The 17,493-nt window shown below is 70.8% G+C and carries 12 protein-coding genes (1 of these 12 running past the window's edge); 5 read left to right on the top strand and 7 right to left on the bottom strand.

Annotation, left to right across the window (positions count from 1 at the left end):
* Window positions 1–130: 130 nt before the first annotated feature.
* On the top strand, window positions 131–3,748 hold the full coding sequence (locus tag ACQEXA_RS44140) for a hydantoinase B/oxoprolinase family protein (protein ID WP_432925485.1): 3,618 nt from the start codon (window positions 131–133) through the stop codon (window positions 3,746–3,748).
* Window positions 3,729–4,334, top strand: a complete 606-nt coding sequence (locus tag ACQEXA_RS44145; RefSeq protein WP_432925483.1) for a GTP-binding protein — start codon at window positions 3,729–3,731, stop codon at window positions 4,332–4,334. Before ACQEXA_RS44140 ends, ACQEXA_RS44145 begins: the two co-directional genes overlap by 20 nt.
* A gap of 104 nt (window positions 4,335–4,438) precedes the next feature.
* Here ACQEXA_RS44145 and glpK read toward each other — a convergent pair whose 3' ends face one another.
* From glpK to ACQEXA_RS44170, 5 genes are all read right to left on the bottom strand, one after another.
* Complete coding sequence (gene glpK, locus ACQEXA_RS44150; protein ID WP_432925481.1) at window positions 4,439–5,959, bottom strand: glycerol kinase GlpK; 1,521 nt, start codon at window positions 5,957–5,959, stop codon at window positions 4,439–4,441.
* A gap of 21 nt (window positions 5,960–5,980) precedes the next feature.
* Window positions 5,981–6,259: an aquaporin gene (locus ACQEXA_RS44155; RefSeq protein ID WP_433132786.1), complete on the bottom strand. Its 279-nt coding sequence runs from the start codon at window positions 6,257–6,259 to the stop codon at window positions 5,981–5,983.
* 485 nt (window positions 6,260–6,744) lie between these two features.
* Entirely contained in the window at window positions 6,745–8,385 is a 1,641-nt protein-coding gene (locus ACQEXA_RS44160; RefSeq protein ID WP_432925477.1) for an EAL domain-containing protein, read from the bottom strand.
* Between the two features lie 222 nt (window positions 8,386–8,607).
* Window positions 8,608–9,798, bottom strand: coding sequence for a lipid-transfer protein (locus ACQEXA_RS44165; RefSeq protein WP_432938993.1), 1,191 nt, complete (start codon window positions 9,796–9,798; stop codon window positions 8,608–8,610).
* Window positions 9,795–10,220 (bottom strand): Zn-ribbon domain-containing OB-fold protein, encoded by a 426-nt coding sequence (locus tag ACQEXA_RS44170; protein ID WP_432938991.1) that lies wholly within the window; start codon window positions 10,218–10,220, stop codon window positions 9,795–9,797. The genes ACQEXA_RS44165 and ACQEXA_RS44170 overlap by 4 nt, the downstream gene beginning before the upstream one ends.
* Before the next feature lie 323 nt (window positions 10,221–10,543).
* On the opposite strand from ACQEXA_RS44170, the gene ACQEXA_RS44175 reads away from it, so the two are divergent.
* Window positions 10,544–11,080: an NUDIX domain-containing protein gene (locus ACQEXA_RS44175; protein WP_432925475.1), complete on the top strand. Its 537-nt coding sequence runs from the start codon at window positions 10,544–10,546 to the stop codon at window positions 11,078–11,080.
* Between the two features lie 148 nt (window positions 11,081–11,228).
* Here ACQEXA_RS44175 and ACQEXA_RS44180 read toward each other — a convergent pair whose 3' ends face one another.
* Window positions 11,229–13,595, bottom strand: coding sequence for a glycoside hydrolase family 31 protein (locus ACQEXA_RS44180; RefSeq protein ID WP_432925473.1), 2,367 nt, complete (start codon window positions 13,593–13,595; stop codon window positions 11,229–11,231).
* A gap of 213 nt (window positions 13,596–13,808) precedes the next feature.
* Here ACQEXA_RS44180 and ACQEXA_RS44185 point away from each other — a divergent pair, with 213 nt between their 5' ends.
* Both ACQEXA_RS44185 and ACQEXA_RS44190 read left to right on the top strand, forming a co-directional pair.
* Window positions 13,809–15,776: an acetoacetate--CoA ligase gene (locus tag ACQEXA_RS44185; protein WP_432925472.1), complete on the top strand. Its 1,968-nt coding sequence runs from the start codon at window positions 13,809–13,811 to the stop codon at window positions 15,774–15,776.
* A gap of 122 nt (window positions 15,777–15,898) precedes the next feature.
* Complete coding sequence (locus ACQEXA_RS44190; protein WP_432925471.1) at window positions 15,899–16,789, top strand: hypothetical protein; 891 nt, start codon at window positions 15,899–15,901, stop codon at window positions 16,787–16,789.
* A gap of 161 nt (window positions 16,790–16,950) precedes the next feature.
* Here ACQEXA_RS44190 and ptsP read toward each other — a convergent pair whose 3' ends face one another.
* On the bottom strand, window positions 16,951–17,493 hold the 3' portion of the coding sequence (ptsP, locus tag ACQEXA_RS44195; protein ID WP_432925470.1) for a phosphoenolpyruvate--protein phosphotransferase. The gene runs 1,128 nt beyond the window's last position; 543 of the gene's 1,671 nt are visible here — the last part of the coding sequence; its start codon lies off the right edge, out of view — the gene reads right to left on this strand; the stop codon is at window positions 16,951–16,953.

Raw genomic sequence — 17,493 nt, forward strand, 5'->3', positions numbered from 1 at the left:
GCACCTCCGGCCTGCGGACCGGCACGGTGAACACCCGCCCGTTATGATCTGACCGGTCGTCGACCACCGTCCGCAGTTCGCCGACGATCCTGCGGACCCGGTTCCGAGCAGTGCGATCGGAGAGACGGACGTGACCACGGGCTGGCAGTTCTGGGTCGACCGCGGCGGCACCTTCACCGACATCGTCGCGCGCCGCCCGGACGGCCGCCTGCTCACCCACAAGCTGCTGTCGGACAACCCCCACCGCTACGCCGACGCCGCCGTCGCGGGCGTACGCGAACTCATCGACGGCAACGAGCCCATCGAAGCGGTCCGTATGGGCACCACCGTCGCCACCAACGCCCTTCTCGAGCGCAAGGGCGAACGCACACTCCTCGTCATCACCCGCGGCTTCCGCGACGCACTGCGCATCGCCTACCAGAACCGCCCGAGCATCTTCGCCCGCGCCATCGAACTGCCCGAACTGCTCTACGAACGGGTCGTCGAGGTCGACGAACGCATCGCGGCCGACGGCACCGTCCTGAGTGCCCCCGACCTCGAGGCTCTCGCAAGGCCGCTCAGGGAGGCGTACGACGACGGGATCCGCGCACTGGCCGTGGTCTGCATGCACAGCCATCTGCACCCCGCCCATGAGCAGGCGATCGGCGAGCTGGCCGCCCGCACCGGCTTCCCGCAGATCTCGCTGTCGAGCGAGGTCAGCCCCCTGATGAAACTGGTCCCGCGCGGCGACACCGCCGTCGTCGACGCCTACCTCTCGCCCGTCCTGCGCCGCTACGTCCAGCACGTCGCCGACGAACTCGAAGGCGTGCGCCTGATGTTCATGCAGTCCAACGGAGGGCTTGCCGAGGCCGGGCAGTTCCGCGGGAAGGACGCCATCCTCTCGGGGCCGGCGGGCGGGATCGTGGGCATGGCGCGGATGTCGCAGCTGGCCGGATTGGACCGGGTCATCGGCTTCGACATGGGCGGCACCTCCACCGACGTCTCGCACTTCGCCGGCGAGTACGAACGCGTTTTCACCACGCAGATCGCCGGCGTCCGGCTGCGTGCCCCGATGCTGGACATCCACACGGTCGCGGCGGGCGGCGGCTCGATCCTGCACTTCGACGGGTCCCGCTACCGCGTAGGGCCGGACTCGGCGGGCGCGGAGCCGGGGCCCGCCTGCTACCGCGGCGGAGGCCCGCTCACCGTCACCGACGCCAATGTCATGCTCGGCCGTATCCACCCGGCCCACTTCCCGCGGGTCTTCGGCGCCGACGGCGACCAGCCCCTCGACGACGCCCTCGTCCGCGAACGCTTCGCCGCCCTCGCGGCGGAGATCGGCGAGCGGACCGGCGACGACCGCACCCCGGAGCAGGTCGCCGAGGGCTACCTGCAGATCGCCGTCGCCAATATCGCCAACGCGGTGAAGCGGATCTCGGTCCAGAAAGGTCACGACGTCACCCGCTACGCGCTCACCACGTTCGGCGGGGCGGGCGGCCAGCACGCGTGCATGGTCGCCGACTCCCTCGGCATCCGCACCGTCCTCGTGCCGCCCATGGCCGGGGTGCTCTCGGCCCTCGGCATCGGGCTCGCCGACACCACCGCGATGCGCGAGCAGTCCGTGGAGGCACCCCTGGAGCCCGCCTCGATGCCCGGTGTGCTGGAGACGGCCGACGACCTGGCGGCCACCGCCCGCGCCGAACTCCTGGCCGAGGACGTGCCCGAGGACCGCATCCGAATCGTCCGCCGGGCCCAGCTGCGCTACGACGGCACGGACACCACCCTCACCGTCGAGCTGGCCGACCCGGACGAGATGAGGCGCGCTTTCGAAGAACGTCATCGCACCACGTACTCCTTCACACTCGACCGCCCGATCGTGGTCGAAGCCCTCTCCGTGGAAGCCACCGGCATCACCGAACCCCCCGATCTGTCCGCCCTCGCCCCGTACGAAGGCCGCCCCGCCGCTCCCGAGACCGCCCGTCTCCACACGGGCGGCACCTGGCGCGACGTACCTCTGCACCGCCGCGAGAACCTGCCTCCCGGCGACACCGTCACCGGCCCCGCGATCATCACAGAGGCCAGTGCGACGACCGTCGTCGACGACGGCTGGCGGGCCGCGGCGACCGACGACGGGCATCTGCTCATGGAACGGGCGGCGATTACGGAGAGTTCCGATCTCGACACAAAGGCCGACCCCGTCTTGCTCGAGGTCTTCAACAACCTGTTCATGTCCATCGCCGAACAGATGGGCGCCCGCCTGGAGTCCACGGCCCAGTCCGTCAACATCAAGGAGCGCCTGGACTTCTCCTGCGCCCTCTTCGATCCCGAGGGCAACCTGGTCGCCAACGCCCCCCACATTCCGGTGCACCTCGGGTCGATGGGCACGAGCGTCAAGGAGGTCGTGCGGCGGCGGGCCGGCCGTATGCGCCCCGGCGACACCTACGCGGTCAACGACCCGTACCACGGCGGGACCCACCTGCCCGACGTCACTGTCATCACCCCCGTCTTCGACACGGAGGGTGAGCAGATCCTCTTCTATGTCGCCTCGCGCGGCCACCATGCGGAGATCGGCGGGATCGCCCCCGGTTCCATGCCGGCGCACAGCAGCACCATCGAGGAGGAAGGAGTCCTCTTCGACAACTGGCTGCTCGCCGAGAACGGGCGCCTGTGCGAAGAGGACACGATGCGTCTGCTGACCGAGGCGTCCCACCCGTCACGCAACCCGAGGACCAACCTCGCCGACCTGCGCGCCCAGATCGCCGCCAACCGGAAAGGCGTGGACGAAGTCGGGCGCATGATCGAGAACTTCGGGCTCGACGTCGTCCAGGCATACATGAAGCACGTCCAGGACAACGCCGAGGAGGCCGTCCGCCGCGTCATCGACGCCCTGGACGACGGCGACTACGCCTATGAGACGGACTACGGCGCCGTCATCCGCGTCCGCGTCCGGGTGGACCGCGAAAGCCGCTCCGCGACCGTCGACTTCACGGGCACGTCCCCGCAGCTCGGCACCAACTTCAACGCGCCCTTCTCGGTCGTCAACGCGGCCGTCCTGTACGTCTTCCGTACCCTCGTCGCCGACGACATCCCACTCAACGACGGCTGCCTGCGCCCCCTCGAGATCGTCGTGCCGTCCGGCTCCATGCTCGCCCCCGAGCCCCCGGCCGCCGTCGTCGCAGGCAACGTCGAGACCTCCCAGGCCATCACCGGCGCCCTGTACGCGGCCCTGCACGTGCAGGCCGAGGGCTCCGGCACCATGAACAACGTCACCTTCGGCAACGACCGGTACCAGTACTACGAGACGGTCGCCTCCGGATCGGGTGCCGGCGACGGATTCCCGGGCGCGCCCGTGGTGCAGACGCACATGACCAACTCGCGCCTGACCGATCCCGAGGTACTCGAGTGGCGACTGCCGGTCCTGCTCGACGAGTTCGCGGTACGGTACGGCAGCGGCGGTGCCGGTCGCTGGCGCGGGGGAGACGGCGCGGTCCGCCGCATCCGTTTCAAGGAACCCATGACCGTGTCCACGCTCTCCCAGCACCGCAGGGTCCCGCCCTACGGTATGGCGGGCGGCAAGCCGGGGGCGCTCGGTGCCAACCGCGTGGAGCGCGCGGACGGGACCGTGCTCCCTCTCCAGGGCAGCGATTCGGCAGACGTGGGCCCCGGCGATGTACTGGTCGTCGAAACCCCAGGCGGCGGAGGCTACGGACCGCCGCCGACCGAACCCCATCGAGCAGGAGAAGAGAACGATGATCTTCGGGCGCAGTGAGCGCGGGATGCCGCCGGTGGAGCCCGTCACGCTCAAGATCCTCGTGGCCGGTGGTTTCGGCGTGGGCAAGACCACCCTCGTCGGCGCGGTCAGCGAGATCAGGCCGCTGCGCACCGAGGAGGTGCTCACCGAGGCGGGCCGCCCGGTCGACGACACTCGGGGCGTGGAGGGCAAGAACACCACCACGGTCGCGATGGACTTCGGCCGCATCACCCTCCGCGAGGACCTGGTGCTGTACCTGTTCGGTACGCCCGGCCAGGACCGTTTCTGGTTCCTGTGGGACGAACTGGCCACCGGCTCCCTGGGCGCCGTCGTCCTCGCCGACACCCGCCGACTGGAGGACTGCTTCGCCGCCGTCGACTACTTCGAGCGCCGCTCCATACCCTTCGTGGTAGGCGTCAACTGCTTTGACGGCGCGGCGCGTTATCCCGCCGAGAACGTGCGCCAGGCCCTCGACCTCGACGACGGCGTCCCGGTCGTCCTGTGCGACGCCCGCGAGCGGGAGTCGGTCAAGGAGGTGCTGATCGAGGTCGTCCGGCACGCGATGACGCACGCGGCGGCGGCCCGCGAGAACGTCGCCACCTGAGGCTTCGCGCGCACGGGCGGCCCGTACCCCCGCCGACCGGGGTACGAGCCGCCGTGCTCGCGCGCGTGGTCCACGAGTGACGCACGCGCACGCGGAGGGGGAGATCAGCCCACCCCGTCCTCCTGCCATCCGAAGCTCTTCTCCACGGCCTTGCGCCAGTTGTGGTACTCGCGGTCGCGCTCCGGCGCCTGCATCGTGGGCGTCCACTCGACGTCCTTCTGCCAGTGCGACCTGAGCTCATCGAGGTCGTCCCACACTCCGGTCGCGAGGCCGGCCGCGTACGCGGCGCCCAGGCAGGTCGTCTCGGAGACCTCCGGGCGGATGACGGGGACGCCGAGCACATCCGCCTGGTGCTGCATGAGGAGGTTGTTCTTCGTCATGCCGCCGTCGACCTTCAGGCTGGTGATCTTCACCCCGGAGTCCTGGTACATGGCGTCGACGACCTCCCGCGTCTGCCAGCTCGTCGCCTCCAGCACCGCCCGCGCCATGTGTGCCTTGGTGACGTACCGGGTCAGGCCGGTGATAACACCCCGCGCGTCCGAGCGCCAGTAGGGAGCGAAAAGGCCGGAGAAAGCGGGCACGATGTACGCCCCGCCGTTGTCCTCGACGCTTGCCGCCAGGGTCTCGATCTCGTCCGCGGTACGGATGATGCCGAGCTGGTCGCGGAACCACTGCACCAGGGCGCCCGTGATCGCGATCGACCCCTCCAGGCAGTAGACGGGCGCCTCACCGCCGATCTTGTAGCCCATCGTCGTCAGCAGTCCGCTCTTGGACGGCACCGGACGGTTGCCGGTGTTGAGCAACAGGAAGCTGCCGGTGCCGTACGTGTTCTTGGCCGTGCCCACCTCGTAGCAGGCCTGCCCGAACACGGCCGCCTGCTGGTCGCCCAGCGCCGATGCCACGGGCACCCCCGCGAGCCCGCCTACGGCGGTGCCGTACACCTCGGCGGAGGACCTGATCTCCGGCAGCACCGATTCCGGGACGTTCATCGCGGACAGGATCGAGGGGTCCCACTGGAGTGTGTCCAGGTTCATCAGCATGGTCCGGCTCGCGTTGGTGACGTCGGTGACATGCCGTCCGCCGTCTGTGCCTCCGGTCAGGTTCCAGATGAGCCAGGAGTCGATGGTGCCGAAGGCGATCTCCCCGCGATCGGCGCGGGCCCTGAGACCGGGCACGTTGTCGAGCAGCCAGGCCACCTTGGGTCCGGAGAAGTAGCTGGCGAGGGGCAGTCCCGTCTCCTCGCGGAAACGGTCCTGCCCGTCGGAGTCGCCGAGTTCCCTGCACAGCGCGGCCGTCCGGGTGTCCTGCCAGACGATGGCGTTGTGCACCGGCTTGCCCGTGGCGCGGTCCCACAGGACCGTCGTCTCACGCTGGTTGGTGATGCCGAGCGCGCCGATCTGGTCGGCGCGCAGCCCGGCCTTGGCGATCGCGCCGGCGACCACCGCCTGCACCTTGGACCAGATCTCCGTGGCGTCGTGTTCCACCCAGCCGGGCTTGGGGAAGATCTGGCGGTGTTCGCGCTGGTCGACGGCAACGATCGCGCCGCTGCGGTCGAAGACGATGCAGCGGCTGGACGTGGTGCCCTGGTCGATCGCGGCGACGTACTTCTGGCCGTTGTCCGTCATGACGTCCCCTTCGTCAAAGGGTCAGGAGGCTGCGTTGTGCACAAGGGCCGTGAGCGCCCCGCCGATCAGTGGTCGCACCATCGGTGTCCAGGCACAACTCCGGCGCGGGGTCCCCCTCTCGGGGACCGGGAGCGGGTAGTGGGTGATGCACGGGCCGAGTTCGCGGGCGGGGTTGATCGCATGGCCGCTCGAGCGTGGGCAGCGCCTCGTCCTCGTCGGAGCTGGTTCGGAACCGCGCGATGAGGACCCGCCCGGCGCCCTTGGCCTTCGAGCAGTCGAGGGTGACGGCGCCACGGACACCCGCGCCGAACAGGATGAGGACAGCCGATCCGATCAACTCGCCGACGAAGATGCCTTCTTGCGTCATGGCGGCTCCTGGCCCTCGCCCGGGGCGGTTCCGCCCCGTGTCCGTCCTCCGTGCAGGGTGCGTTTCCCTTGGCGACTTCAGCCGAGGGCAGGAAAAGTCCCGCGCCCCGCCCGGCGTCCGCGACGAGCGTGCCTGCGCAGTGGAATCGCCCGTCATGGCTGACTCGTCGTACGGGCATGGGCCTCAGGGGCGCACTACCCGAATACGGCCGAATGCGGCGATGCCGACTGACATCCGGAAGTTTTCACCGGCGCCCCGAGAGCGTCAAGGTCGGGGACGGCAATGCTTGAGGCAGGCAGCAGCGCTGCTGCGCGAACGCGGGCCGGGAGACACGCGATGGCGAGATGCAGGCCGCCCTGCCGCGGACTTCGGCACCGGAGAACGCCGCGGATCTCCGCGACGCCCCGGACGGGGCCGGTCAGCCCCGCGCCGGGCCACCGGCCCGGGCCGGCGCCGGGGTCACGCCGCGGCGGACCTCGTGCCCCGGCAGACCGGCCTGTCCGAAGACCCAACTCGCCCCGCTCAGCGCCTTCGCGGCTTGCTTCAGGGGCGCGAGACACGCCGCCGCCTGGCGGTGGTCGTTCACGCTTCCCGGTGCGCACAGGACCGTGGCCAGAGACAGGGTCACGGGGCGCCCGCCTGCCGACCAAGGCACGTCCAGTACCGAGGCCACAAGGCGATTGAGGCCTTCCAGATCCGCCAGCACCAGGAAGTCGTCCCCGCCGATGTGCCCGACGCGTGTGCTCCCGGACGCGGCCCCTTGCAGGGCCCGCCCCAGCGCGCGGATCAGTTCGTCACCGGCAGCGAAGCCCGCCCCGTCGTTGACCTGCTTGAAGTGGTCGACGTCGAGCCAGCCCAGCGCGAACAACCGTCCGTCCGCGATCCGTCGGTCCACCTCGGCGGTGATCGCATCGGAACCGGGCAGCCGGGTCAGCGGATTGAGCCCCGCAGCCTCCTCCACGCGGCTCTCCGCCAGCGCTCGTACGAGGTCGGCGAGCCTGACGACGCCCACGCACCGCCCGGCCCGGTCGACCACCGCCACATCGTCGGAGGTACGGTCGCGCTCGCCGTCCGCCACCACGTCGAGCACCTCCCAGGCCGTGGCGTCGATGCCGACAGTGCGTGGGGGGTCGCCCAGCTTCGCGGCCGGGCGGTCGGCGTACAGCGCATGGCCGTAGCGGCCCGACATCGACAGCAGGAAGCGTGAGCGGTGAATGGACCGGACGGGCACCCCGGCCCGGTCCACCAGCAGTACCCCGGACACGTCGGGCGAGCCGGTCAGCCGCGCCCGCACCTGTGCGGCCGAGGCCGTGGCGGGCAGCAGCGCGGCAGGCCGGACGAACTGCCGCACCGAAGGACCGGTGGGCGGTGCCGGATCGGCCGAGGCGGGAAGCGGCGGAACGTATACGTCAGCGCCGGGACGCCGGGACGGCGGTGCGAACAGGTCGCCCTGGGCCAGTTGTGCGCCCGCCGATCTCACGGCTTCGCACTGCAACTCCGTTTCCACGCCCTCGACCGACAAAAGCGCGCCGAGTTCCTCGCACAGCGTGCGCATGGCCCGCACCACGGCCGGCCGGGACAGCAGCGACGCATCGAGCTTCACCACGTCCGGTGCCATGTCGGAGAGCAGCCGCAGCGGTACGTCGCCGTCGCCGACGCCGTCCGCGCAGATCCGGAAGCCTTCGCCGCGCAGCGCGTCGACAGCCTCCAGCAGGGCCCGGTGCGGCACGTGCGTGAACGGAGGACCGATGTCGATGGTCACCTCCCACGGCAGCCTACCCGCTTCACGCACGGCGTTCCGTACTGCGGTGAGGCCACCGAGGTCGGCGAGAGTGCCGGCGAACACATTGACATGCAGCGGAAGCAGCGCCTCCCTGTGTGCCGCCGCGGCCACCGCCAACGCGGCCAGGTTCCCGTCGAGTTCGGGGTCCCGGCGGGCCTGGGCGAGGATGTCGCCGGTCTCCGGGCGTGCGAGGATCTCCAGCGCTGTGACCCCTCCGGTCGTCAGATTGACCACCGGCTGGAAAGCGAAGCGGAGAGTATCCGTCCAGGAGGGCACGGGAGCATAATGACGCCAACGGGGCACGCCGAGAAGCAGTTCACGACCTGTTCACACAGCATTCCCGGGTGAACACGGAGCGTGTGAACACCGGCGGCGGACGCAGTGAGGCCCAGGGACGCGTGAGGGACGTGGGTGACTGACGTACGTGGGTGCGTGATTGCCGTGGTCTCCGTGCCCCACGTCGACCCTTGTGACGCCGGTGCCCTGCGCCTCGCCCCCTCAGCGCACCGCCACGACCGCGGACCCATGCCCGAACAGCCCCTGGTTCGCGATGATCCCGGCTCGCGCACCCGCCACCTGCCGGTCGCCCGCTGCGCCACGCAACTGCCAGGTCAGCTCGCATACCTGTGCGATCGCCTGCGCCGGAACGGCTTCCCCGAAGGAGGCCAGTCCACCGCTGGTGTTGACGGGTATCCGTCCGCCCAGCGCAGTGGCCCCTTCCCGCAACAGCTTGGCCGCTTCACCCTCCTGGCACAGCCCGAGATCCTCGTACCACTGCAACTCCTGGGCGGTGGACAGGTCGTAGACCTCGGCGAGGGAAAGGTCCTCGGGACCGATCCCCGCTTCCTCGTAGGCGTTCCGTGTGATCGAGACACGGAACGTCTCGCCGGGGGGCTCCGCTCCCACCGCCGAGTCCGTCGCGATGTCGGGCAGGTCGAGCACGGTGTTCGGATAGCGCGGAGTCACCGTGGACACCGCGCGTATGCGCACCGGTTCCGGCATCCCGTGCCGTCGCGCGAACTCCAGGCTCGACAGGACCAGAGCCGCCCCGCCGTCCGATGTCGCGCAGATGTCGAGCAGTCGCAAGGGATCGGCGACCACCGCGGATGCGGCGACTTCCTCAGCGGTGACCGGCTTGTGGTAGCGGGCGTTGGGATTCAGCGCGCCCATGGCCGCGTTCTTCACTTTGACCTGGGCGAAGTCATCGACCGTGTCGCCGTGGACGGCCATCCGCCTGCGCGCGTACAGCGCGAAGTACACCGGATTCGTCGCTCCGAGGACCCGGAACCGCAGCCAGTCGGGATCGTCGGGCCGGTCACCGCCGGCGGGGCGGAAGAACCCCTTGGGCGCCGAGTCCGCCCCGACCACGAGCACCACCTCGGCGAGCCCCGAGAGGATCTGCGCCCGCGCCGTGTCGAGGGCTTGCGCCCCCGATGCGCACGCCGCATACACGCTCGCCACCCGTGCTCCCTGCCAGCCGAGGGCCTTGGCGAACGTCGCCCCTGCGACGTACCCCGGATAGCCGCCCCGCACCGTGTCCGCGCCCACGATCGAACCGACGTCCCGCCAGTCGACTTCCGCGTCGGCGAGCGCCGCGCGCGCCGCCGCCGTCCCGTACGCGACGAAACTCCGCCCCCATTTGCCCCAGGGATGCATGCCCGCGCCGAGCACCGCCACATCCTCCGTCATATCGCCACCCCCGTCGGCCGCCAGTTCCATGTCGTCCACGTCGTCTCCGCGTCCTCGCTCAGCACACCGGGGACGACCTCGACCTGACCGCCCACCTCCAGATCGGCCACGGTCATCCCCGGAACCGCCTGCCCGAGCACCACGATGCGCTCCGCTTCCAGTTCCACCGCGACCAACGTGCAGGGCTCCCATGGAAGTTCCGGATTGGTCACATAGGGTGACGGAGGACGGTATTGGGAATCGGTGTATGACCAGATTCGCCCGTATCTGGACAGTCGCACAGTGTGGAGCTGACCGTCAGTGCAGCCCGGGTTGCGGCAGAAGGTGTCCTCTCGCGGAAAGAACACCGACCCGCAGGCGGAGCACCGTGTGCCGACGAGGTGGAAGTCCTTCCCCTCACCGGCGAACCAACCCGCCACCACGGGTGTGCGGACACGCGACATGGCCCCTCCCGAGTTATCTGACGGAACGTCAGGAGTGTGTCACGGCCGACCGGAAAGCGGCAGGCATCGCGAAGAACCGCACGACCCCTGCCGGCGTCGGACCAGAGATGGGAGCGGCCGGGGCCCAGGGGGTGGTTCCGGCCGTCCCGGTCCTCGATCGGGCCGAAGGCCCTTGTGAGGCGGGGCGGAAAAGGCACACACCGCGACACCCCCGCCCACACCGACGCCGCTTCGGCCGCCGCATGGCCGCCCCGCCCCGCCCCCGGAAGACGCCCTCCCCGTGATCGGATACAGTCCGCCCCGTGTCCGAATCCCCGTTCGCATCCGCCGACTCCGTGCCGGGCTCGCACTGTTCGAGCTGCGGAGCGCCCTACGGCGAGGGCGTCTCCGACTGGCCCCGCACCTGCACCGCCTGTGGCACGGTCGCCTATCGCAATCCGCTGCCCGTGGCGGTGGCCCTCCAGCCCGTGTACGACACCAAGGGAACAGCCCTGGTGGTCATCACCCGAACCATTCCTCCAGCCCGCGGCGGTACCGCCCTGCCCGGGGGTTTCATCGAGCACCGCGAGGACTGGCGGAACGCCGTCGTCCGGGAACTCAAGGAGGAGACGGGCATCGACGCGGCCGCCCGCGATGTGCGGCTCGTCGACGCGATGAGCTCGCCCGACGGCCACCTCCTGCTGTTCGGGCTGCTCCCCGAGCGCCCGGCCGCCGACCTCCCGCCGTCCGCCGGCACGGACGAGACGGAGGGCTGGCACCTCCTGCGCCGTCCGGCCGAACTCGCCTTCCCGCTGCACACGCTCGTCGTACAGGGATGGTTCGAGGGCCGCTACGTGTGAGACACGGGCGGGACGGCCCCCGAGCACGTCCCGCCCGGACCGAACCGCCGGGCAGCGCGGGCGGTTACCGCTCGACTCGCGCACGCCGGGAACGACGCGCCCGCTGGCCGGCACGCGGCGGAGACCCCACGCGCGCGTGCCGCCCGGGTCACCCGGTGAGCGGGCCTCGTAGGCGAACCGGATACGTCGGCTCGTCCTTGCCGTCGTCACTGTCCCGCCGGACCACCACCTTGCGGCCCTTCCACCGGGTCACATACCGTTCCGTGGCCGCCTCGGCCCATCCGTCGCCCGGGTCCGGCACCACCACCCCGCTCCCCGAACGTCCCCGTGCGGGTGCCCACACCTCCAGCTCCAGACCGCCGTCCTCGGCCCGCACCGGCAGGACGGCTCCCGCGCGGGCGAGCACCGGAATCCGGCCCAAGGGGGCATCGATCCGCACATGCCCCGGCCCTTGGTACGCCTCCTCGGTCGTCGTGTCGTACCAGCGGCCCCGAGGCAGGACCACCGTCCGCCGGCGCGCTCCGGGCTCCAGTACCGGAGCCACCAGGAGGCTGTCGCCCAGCAGGAAGGCGTCCTCGCAGTCCCTCAGCGCCCGGTCCTCGGGCGTGCCCCACCACAGCGGCCGCACATAGGGGGCGCCCGTGCGGCGCGCCATGTGCGCCAGCGTGACGAAGTACGGCAGCAGTCGCCGCCGCTCGACGAGCGCCAGGCGCGCGTGCTCGAGGACCTCGTCGCCGAACTCCCAGGGCTCCCGGCGGCCGGCCCGCAGACTCGCGTGCGTACGGAACAGCGGCAGATACGAGGCGAGCTGGAACCAGCGCAGATACAGCTCGGGCGACGGAGTCCCGTCGAAGCCGCCCACATCCGGCCCGGAATACGGGATGCCGCACAGCCCCAGCCCCACCACCAGCGCCAGTGAGGCCCGCAGGCCGGGCCAGCCCGTGGCCACGTCCCCGGACCACGTTCCTCCGTAGCGCTGCATTCCGGCCCATCCCGAGCGCGAGAAGAGAAACGGTCTCTCGTGCGGGACGAGTCGGCGAAGCCCCTCATGTGCGGCCCGGGCCATGCACAGGCCGTATACGTTGTGGGCCTCCCGATGGTCACCGCCACGGCCCTCCAGCGCGTGCCGGGCCGACCGGGGCAGGGTGTTCTCGCCGAAGGCCGTGAAGGACACCGGTTCGTTCATGTCGTGCCAGAAACCCGCGAAGCCCTGCGCGAGGCGCTCTTCGTAGAGACCGCCCCACCACTGCCGCACACGGGGGTCCGTGAAATCCGGGTAGACCACCTCGCCGGGCCACACCACCCCTTTCACGAGCCGGCCCGCCGCGTCCCGGACGAACGCGTCCTCGTCACTTCCGCTCTCGTAGACGGCGTTGCCCGCGACGGCCTCGACCGCAGGGTCGACGATCGACACCAGACGGATCCCGTCCTGGCGCAGGTCCTCGGCGAGCGCCGGCAGCTTCGGGAAGCGGTCCCGGTCGACCGTGAACACGCGGTGGCCGTCGTAGTGGTCGATGTCCAGATGGACGGCGTCGAGGGGAAGCGCGCGCTCCCGGTAGCCCGCGACGATCCGGCGCACTTCGTGCTCGCTGCCGAAACCCCAGCGCGCATGATGGTGCCCGAGGGCCCAGGCCGGCGGAGCGGCGGGCGCCCCGGTCAGTGACGTCCAGACCAGCAGCACGCGCGCGGGGGTGCCCACCATGACCCAGCACCGCAGCGGCCCGCCGTCCATCCGCAGCTCACTGACGCCTGCCCGGTCGTGCCCGGAGCCCGCGCCCTCCTCGCCCTCCCGCAGCGTCACCGTGCCGTCCCAGGAGGTGTCGTGGAACACCAGATGCGTGGCCGCGTCGGCGACCACCATCTGCACCGGCATGGTGATGTACAACGGGTCGTCGCCGGGCCCGAAGGGCTGTCCCGGATCCGTGTTCCACAGCCGGTACGCCCCGTTGCGCAACCGTGGTCCCGACGCCCGGCCGCCGAGCCCGAAGAACCGTGCGTCCGGCGCCACTTCGGACCGCTGCATCCAGCGGGCGACGCCGCCGTTCACGGGCTCCCACCACCGGGGCGCGAGATCGCGGCGCAGGGTCACCCCGCCCGGCGTGCGTACCTCGATGGCGCCGTGCCGTGAGACCGCGACCGTGACGCGCTCCGCCACGACCCGCCAGCCGCCGTCCTTGTCGGGCTCCAGTACGGCCCGCGGATCGGGCTCGGGAGTGCGGTCGGCGAGTGCGTACGACGGCTCGGGCCCGGCTCCGTCCCAACCCCAGAACACCGCTCCGTTCACGGCCACCGTGATGCGCAGCTCGGCCCGGGCGAACCGTACGAGACCGCCGCCGGGTCCAGGCTCCACCTCCCGCACGGGACCGGGGACCCGGGCCCGTTCCGCACCCCGCCGCGGCAACCCGGTGGCGTCGGTACGCCTCCTGCGCCATGCGGCGCGAACTGTGCGCAAGCCCTGCGCCGCACCCCCCGAACCGACCGCCTTCACCGAACGCACCAGGTCACGACCGTCCATGCTGCTCACCCTGCCATTGACATCCCCGTTGAGGTGTGCGGTTCAACTGCCGTTCACCAGTGGTCCGAGCACATCTTCACGCTGGCGGCTATGTGTGGCGCACCCTGGTGCAGAAGTCGATCACATGGCATCGTCCGTGTCATCCGCGTGACGCGCACACCCCAGCCCGTGCGCGGTCCACGCACACGACGCGCACAGCCCGGGAGCCGCCCCATGACCTCAGCGAACCCCAAGCCGCTCTGGCAGCCCGACGCCGACCGCATCGCCCGGGCGCAGATCACCAGGTTCCAGGCCTGGGCGGCCGAGCACCACGGAGCACCCGCCGAGGGCGGTTACCCGGCCCTGCACCGCTGGTCGGTGGACGAGCTGGACACGTTCTGGAAGGCCGTCACGGAGTGGTTCGACGTACGGTTCTCCACCCCCTACGCGCGCGTGCTCGGCAGCCGCACCATGCCCGGCGCCGAGTGGTTCCCCGGGGCGACCCTCAACTACGCCGAACACGCCCTGCGCGCGTCCGCGACCCGGGCCGACGAGCCGGCTCTCGTGGCCGTCGACGAGACGCAGGAGCCGCGCCCCGTCACGTGGTCCGAACTGCGGCGCCAGGTGGGCTCCCTCGCCGCGGAACTCCGTGCCCTCGGCGTGCGGCCAGGGGACCGCGTGAGCGGCTATCTCCCGAACATCCCGCAGGCAGTCGTCGCCCTCCTCGCCACGGCAGCGGTCGGCGGCGTGTGGACCTCCTGCGCGCCGGACTTCGGTGCCCGCAGTGTCCTGGACCGCTTCCAGCAGGTCGAACCGGTCGTCCTGTTCACGGTCGACGGCTACCGCTACGGCGGCAAGGAGCACGACCGCCGCGAGATCGTCGCCGAGCTGCGCCGGGAACTGCCCACCCTGCGCGCGGTCGTCCACATCCCGCTGCTCGGCACCGAGGCCCCCGAAGGCGCCCTGGAGTGGTCGTCGCTGACCTCGGCCGACGCCGAGCCGGTCTTCGAACAGGTCCCGTTCGACCACCCGCTGTGGGTGCTGTACTCCTCGGGCACCACCGGCCTGCCCAAAGCCATCGTGCAGTCCCAGGGCGGCATCCTGATCGAGCACCTCAAGCAGCTCGGCCTGCACTGCGACCTCAGCACCCAGGACCGGTTCTTCTGGTACACCTCGACCGGCTGGATGATGTGGAACTTCCTGGTCTCCGGCCTGCTCACGGGCACCACCATCGTTCTGTACGACGGCAGCCCCGGCTACCCCGACACCGGCGCCCAGTGGCGCATCGCCGAACGCACCGGCGCGACCCTCTACGGCACGTCCGCCGCCTACGTCATGGCCTGCCGCAAGGCCGGCGTGCGTCCGGGCCGAGACTTCGACCTCTCCCGCGTGCAGTGCGTGGCCACGACCGGCTCGCCGCTGCCACCCGACGGCTTCGGCTGGCTCCACGACGAGGTCCGCGACGATCTCTGGATCGCCTCCGTCAGCGGCGGCACGGATGTGTGCTCCTGCTTCGCGGGAGCCGTGCCGACCCTCCCTGTCTACATCGGCGAACTCCAGGCGCCCGGCCTCGGCACCGACCTGCAGGCCTGGGACCCCAGCGGCAAGCCCGTGATCGACGAGGTCGGCGAGCTGGTGGTCACCAACCCGATGCCCTCCATGCCGATCCGCTTCTGGAACGACCCCGACGGCAGCCGCTACCACGACAGCTACTTCGACATGTATCCCGGAGTCTGGCGGCACGGGGACTGGATCACGGTCACCTCCCGCGGATCCGTGATCATCCACGGCCGCTCCGACTCCACACTGAACCGCCAAGGCGTCCGCATGGGTTCAGCCGACATCTATGAGGCCGTCGAGCGTCTCCCCGAGATCAAGGAGTCCCTGGTCATCGGCATCGAGCAGCCCGACGGCGGCTACTGGATGCCCCTCTTCGTCCAGCTGTCGCCCGGAGCCGCCCTGGACGAAGCCCTCCTGAACCGCATCAAGCAGACCATCCGCGAACAGCTCTCACCACGCCACGTCCCCGACGAGATCATCGAGGTCCCCGGCGTCCCGCACACCCTGACCGGCAAGCGCATCGAGGTCCCCGTCAAGCGCCTGCTGCAGGGCACACCGCTGGAGAAGGCGGTCAACCCGGGCTCCATCGACAATCTCGAACTGCTGCACTTCTACGAAGAACTGGCCCGAAAGCGCCCCTGACGCCCTCCGTGGCGGACACGACGAAACCCCGCGGCGGCGGCTGGGCCACCGCGGGGGTGCGGCGTTGTCAGTGGTCCCCATTACTGTGAGTGACGATTGATCAACTGCATGTAGTGGGAACCATGCCGCACGCCGACCAGACCATGCGACACGTCCTGCGCCGCGAAATCGCGGGCACGATCGGGCTGTTGACCGACGAACACGACTTCACCGCGATGCGGCGCTACCGCACCTTCACCTTCGACGACCACACGACCTACCTCCGGCAGGTGGAAGCCCTGCTCAGGACCCTCGCGGAAGAGGGCAGCCACACAGCGGTCGCCCTCTTCGACCCGGAGGAGTACGCGGAGTTCTGCGCCGAGACCGGCCTGGAACCGGACGCGCAGACCAGTCGCGCCCGCTTCACGGCCGAACTGGCCGCCACAGGACCGACCATCCCCTACGACGGGCAGCCACTGGCCGAACTCCTCCCGGACCTGGTCGACGAAGCCGTACGCCAGGCCACCTGGCAGTACGCCACCACGGTCCTCGCCCGGCTCGGCGCCTGTGCCTCCTGCGGCGAGGACATCGGACGCACCGCCTTCGCACAGGCCTCCCAGTTCCTCACCCGCATCCTCGACACCGCCGGCCCCGGCCACCGCCACCTGGTCTGCAGTGTCTCGGCCCCGGCGGAAACCCTCCTCGCGGTGCTCCACACCGACGAGGACCCCGACGGAACCACGCGCCTCGACGAGTCGGAGGCCCTGGAGTTCACCAGCGTCCTCGCCCTCGGCATCGCCACCCGCAGCGCCGGCGGACTCGTCATGCGGACCACCGCGCCCGACGGGACGGACCGTGTCTACGGCTGGCGTCTGCGGGGCGAAGGCCTGGAACCGCTCACCGCGGGAGAGGTCTTCGACGCCTACTGCACCGATGTCGAATCCGGCGACCTCGTCTCCCCGGAATCCGGCGTGGACTACTGCGCTCCACCGGATCTCGGGGACTACGGACCCCCGACGGGCCATACCTACTGAACTGGCGCGGGGGCAACCGGTGACGAGCGTGTGAGGGGAAGCGGAGCAGCCCGTCAGAGCCGTGAGCGCTGAGCGAGGGGGGAGGCTGAACGGCCGAGGGGCACCCCATCAGCAGATGGAGCGCCCCTCGCCGCACGACGGGTGAGTCCCGCCGTCCCGGATCACTCGCCGGACAGCACCGCCTGAGCCGCGAGGCGCGCCTCATCGGCGGAGTCCGCGGCACGCGCGGCCGCCGCGGCGCGCTCGCACTGCGCCAGCGTGTACTTCGCCAGGGTCGCCCGGACATAGGGAAGCGACGCGGCACCCATGGACAAGGAGGTGACGCCCAGACCGGTCAGCACACACGCCAGCAGCGGGTCCGACGCGGCCTCGCCGCAGACGCCGCAGCTCTTGCCCTCGGCCTTCGCCGCCTCCGCGGACAGCGCGACCAGGTCGAGCAGCGCGGGCTGCCACGGGTCCTGCAGACGCGAGACCGCGCCCACCTGGCGGTCCGCGGCGAACGTGTACTGGGCGAGGTCGTTCGTGCCCAGCGACACGAACTCGACCTCCTGGAGGATCGAGCGCGCCCGCAGCGCCGCCGAGGGGATCTCCACCATGGCGCCGAACTTGGCCTGCAGCCCGGCCTCACGGCAGGCGTCCGCGAACGCCTTTGCGTCGGTGCGGTCGGCGACCATGGGCGCCATGACCTCGAGGTAGACCGGGAG

This window comes from Streptomyces sp. CA-106110 (genome assembly GCF_050936285.1).
Classification (GTDB): domain Bacteria; phylum Actinomycetota; class Actinomycetes; order Streptomycetales; family Streptomycetaceae; genus Streptomyces.

Excerpts from the sequence above, each read along its gene's own strand:
- glpK (WP_432925481.1), bottom strand. The coding sequence starts at position 5,959 with ATGACGGACAACGGCCAGAAGTACGTCGCCGCGATCGACCAGGGCACC.
- ACQEXA_RS44145 (WP_432925483.1), top strand. The coding sequence starts at position 3,729 with ATGATCTTCGGGCGCAGTGAGCGCGGGATGCCGCCGGTGGAGCCCGTC.
- ACQEXA_RS44190 (WP_432925471.1), top strand. The coding sequence starts at position 15,899 with ATGCCGCACGCCGACCAGACCATGCGACACGTCCTGCGCCGCGAAATC.
- ACQEXA_RS44185 (WP_432925472.1), top strand. The coding sequence starts at position 13,809 with ATGACCTCAGCGAACCCCAAGCCGCTCTGGCAGCCCGACGCCGACCGC.
- ACQEXA_RS44180 (WP_432925473.1), bottom strand. The coding sequence starts at position 13,595 with ATGGACGGTCGTGACCTGGTGCGTTCGGTGAAGGCGGTCGGTTCGGGG.
- ACQEXA_RS44165 (WP_432938993.1), bottom strand. The coding sequence starts at position 9,798 with ATGACGGAGGATGTGGCGGTGCTCGGCGCGGGCATGCATCCCTGGGGC.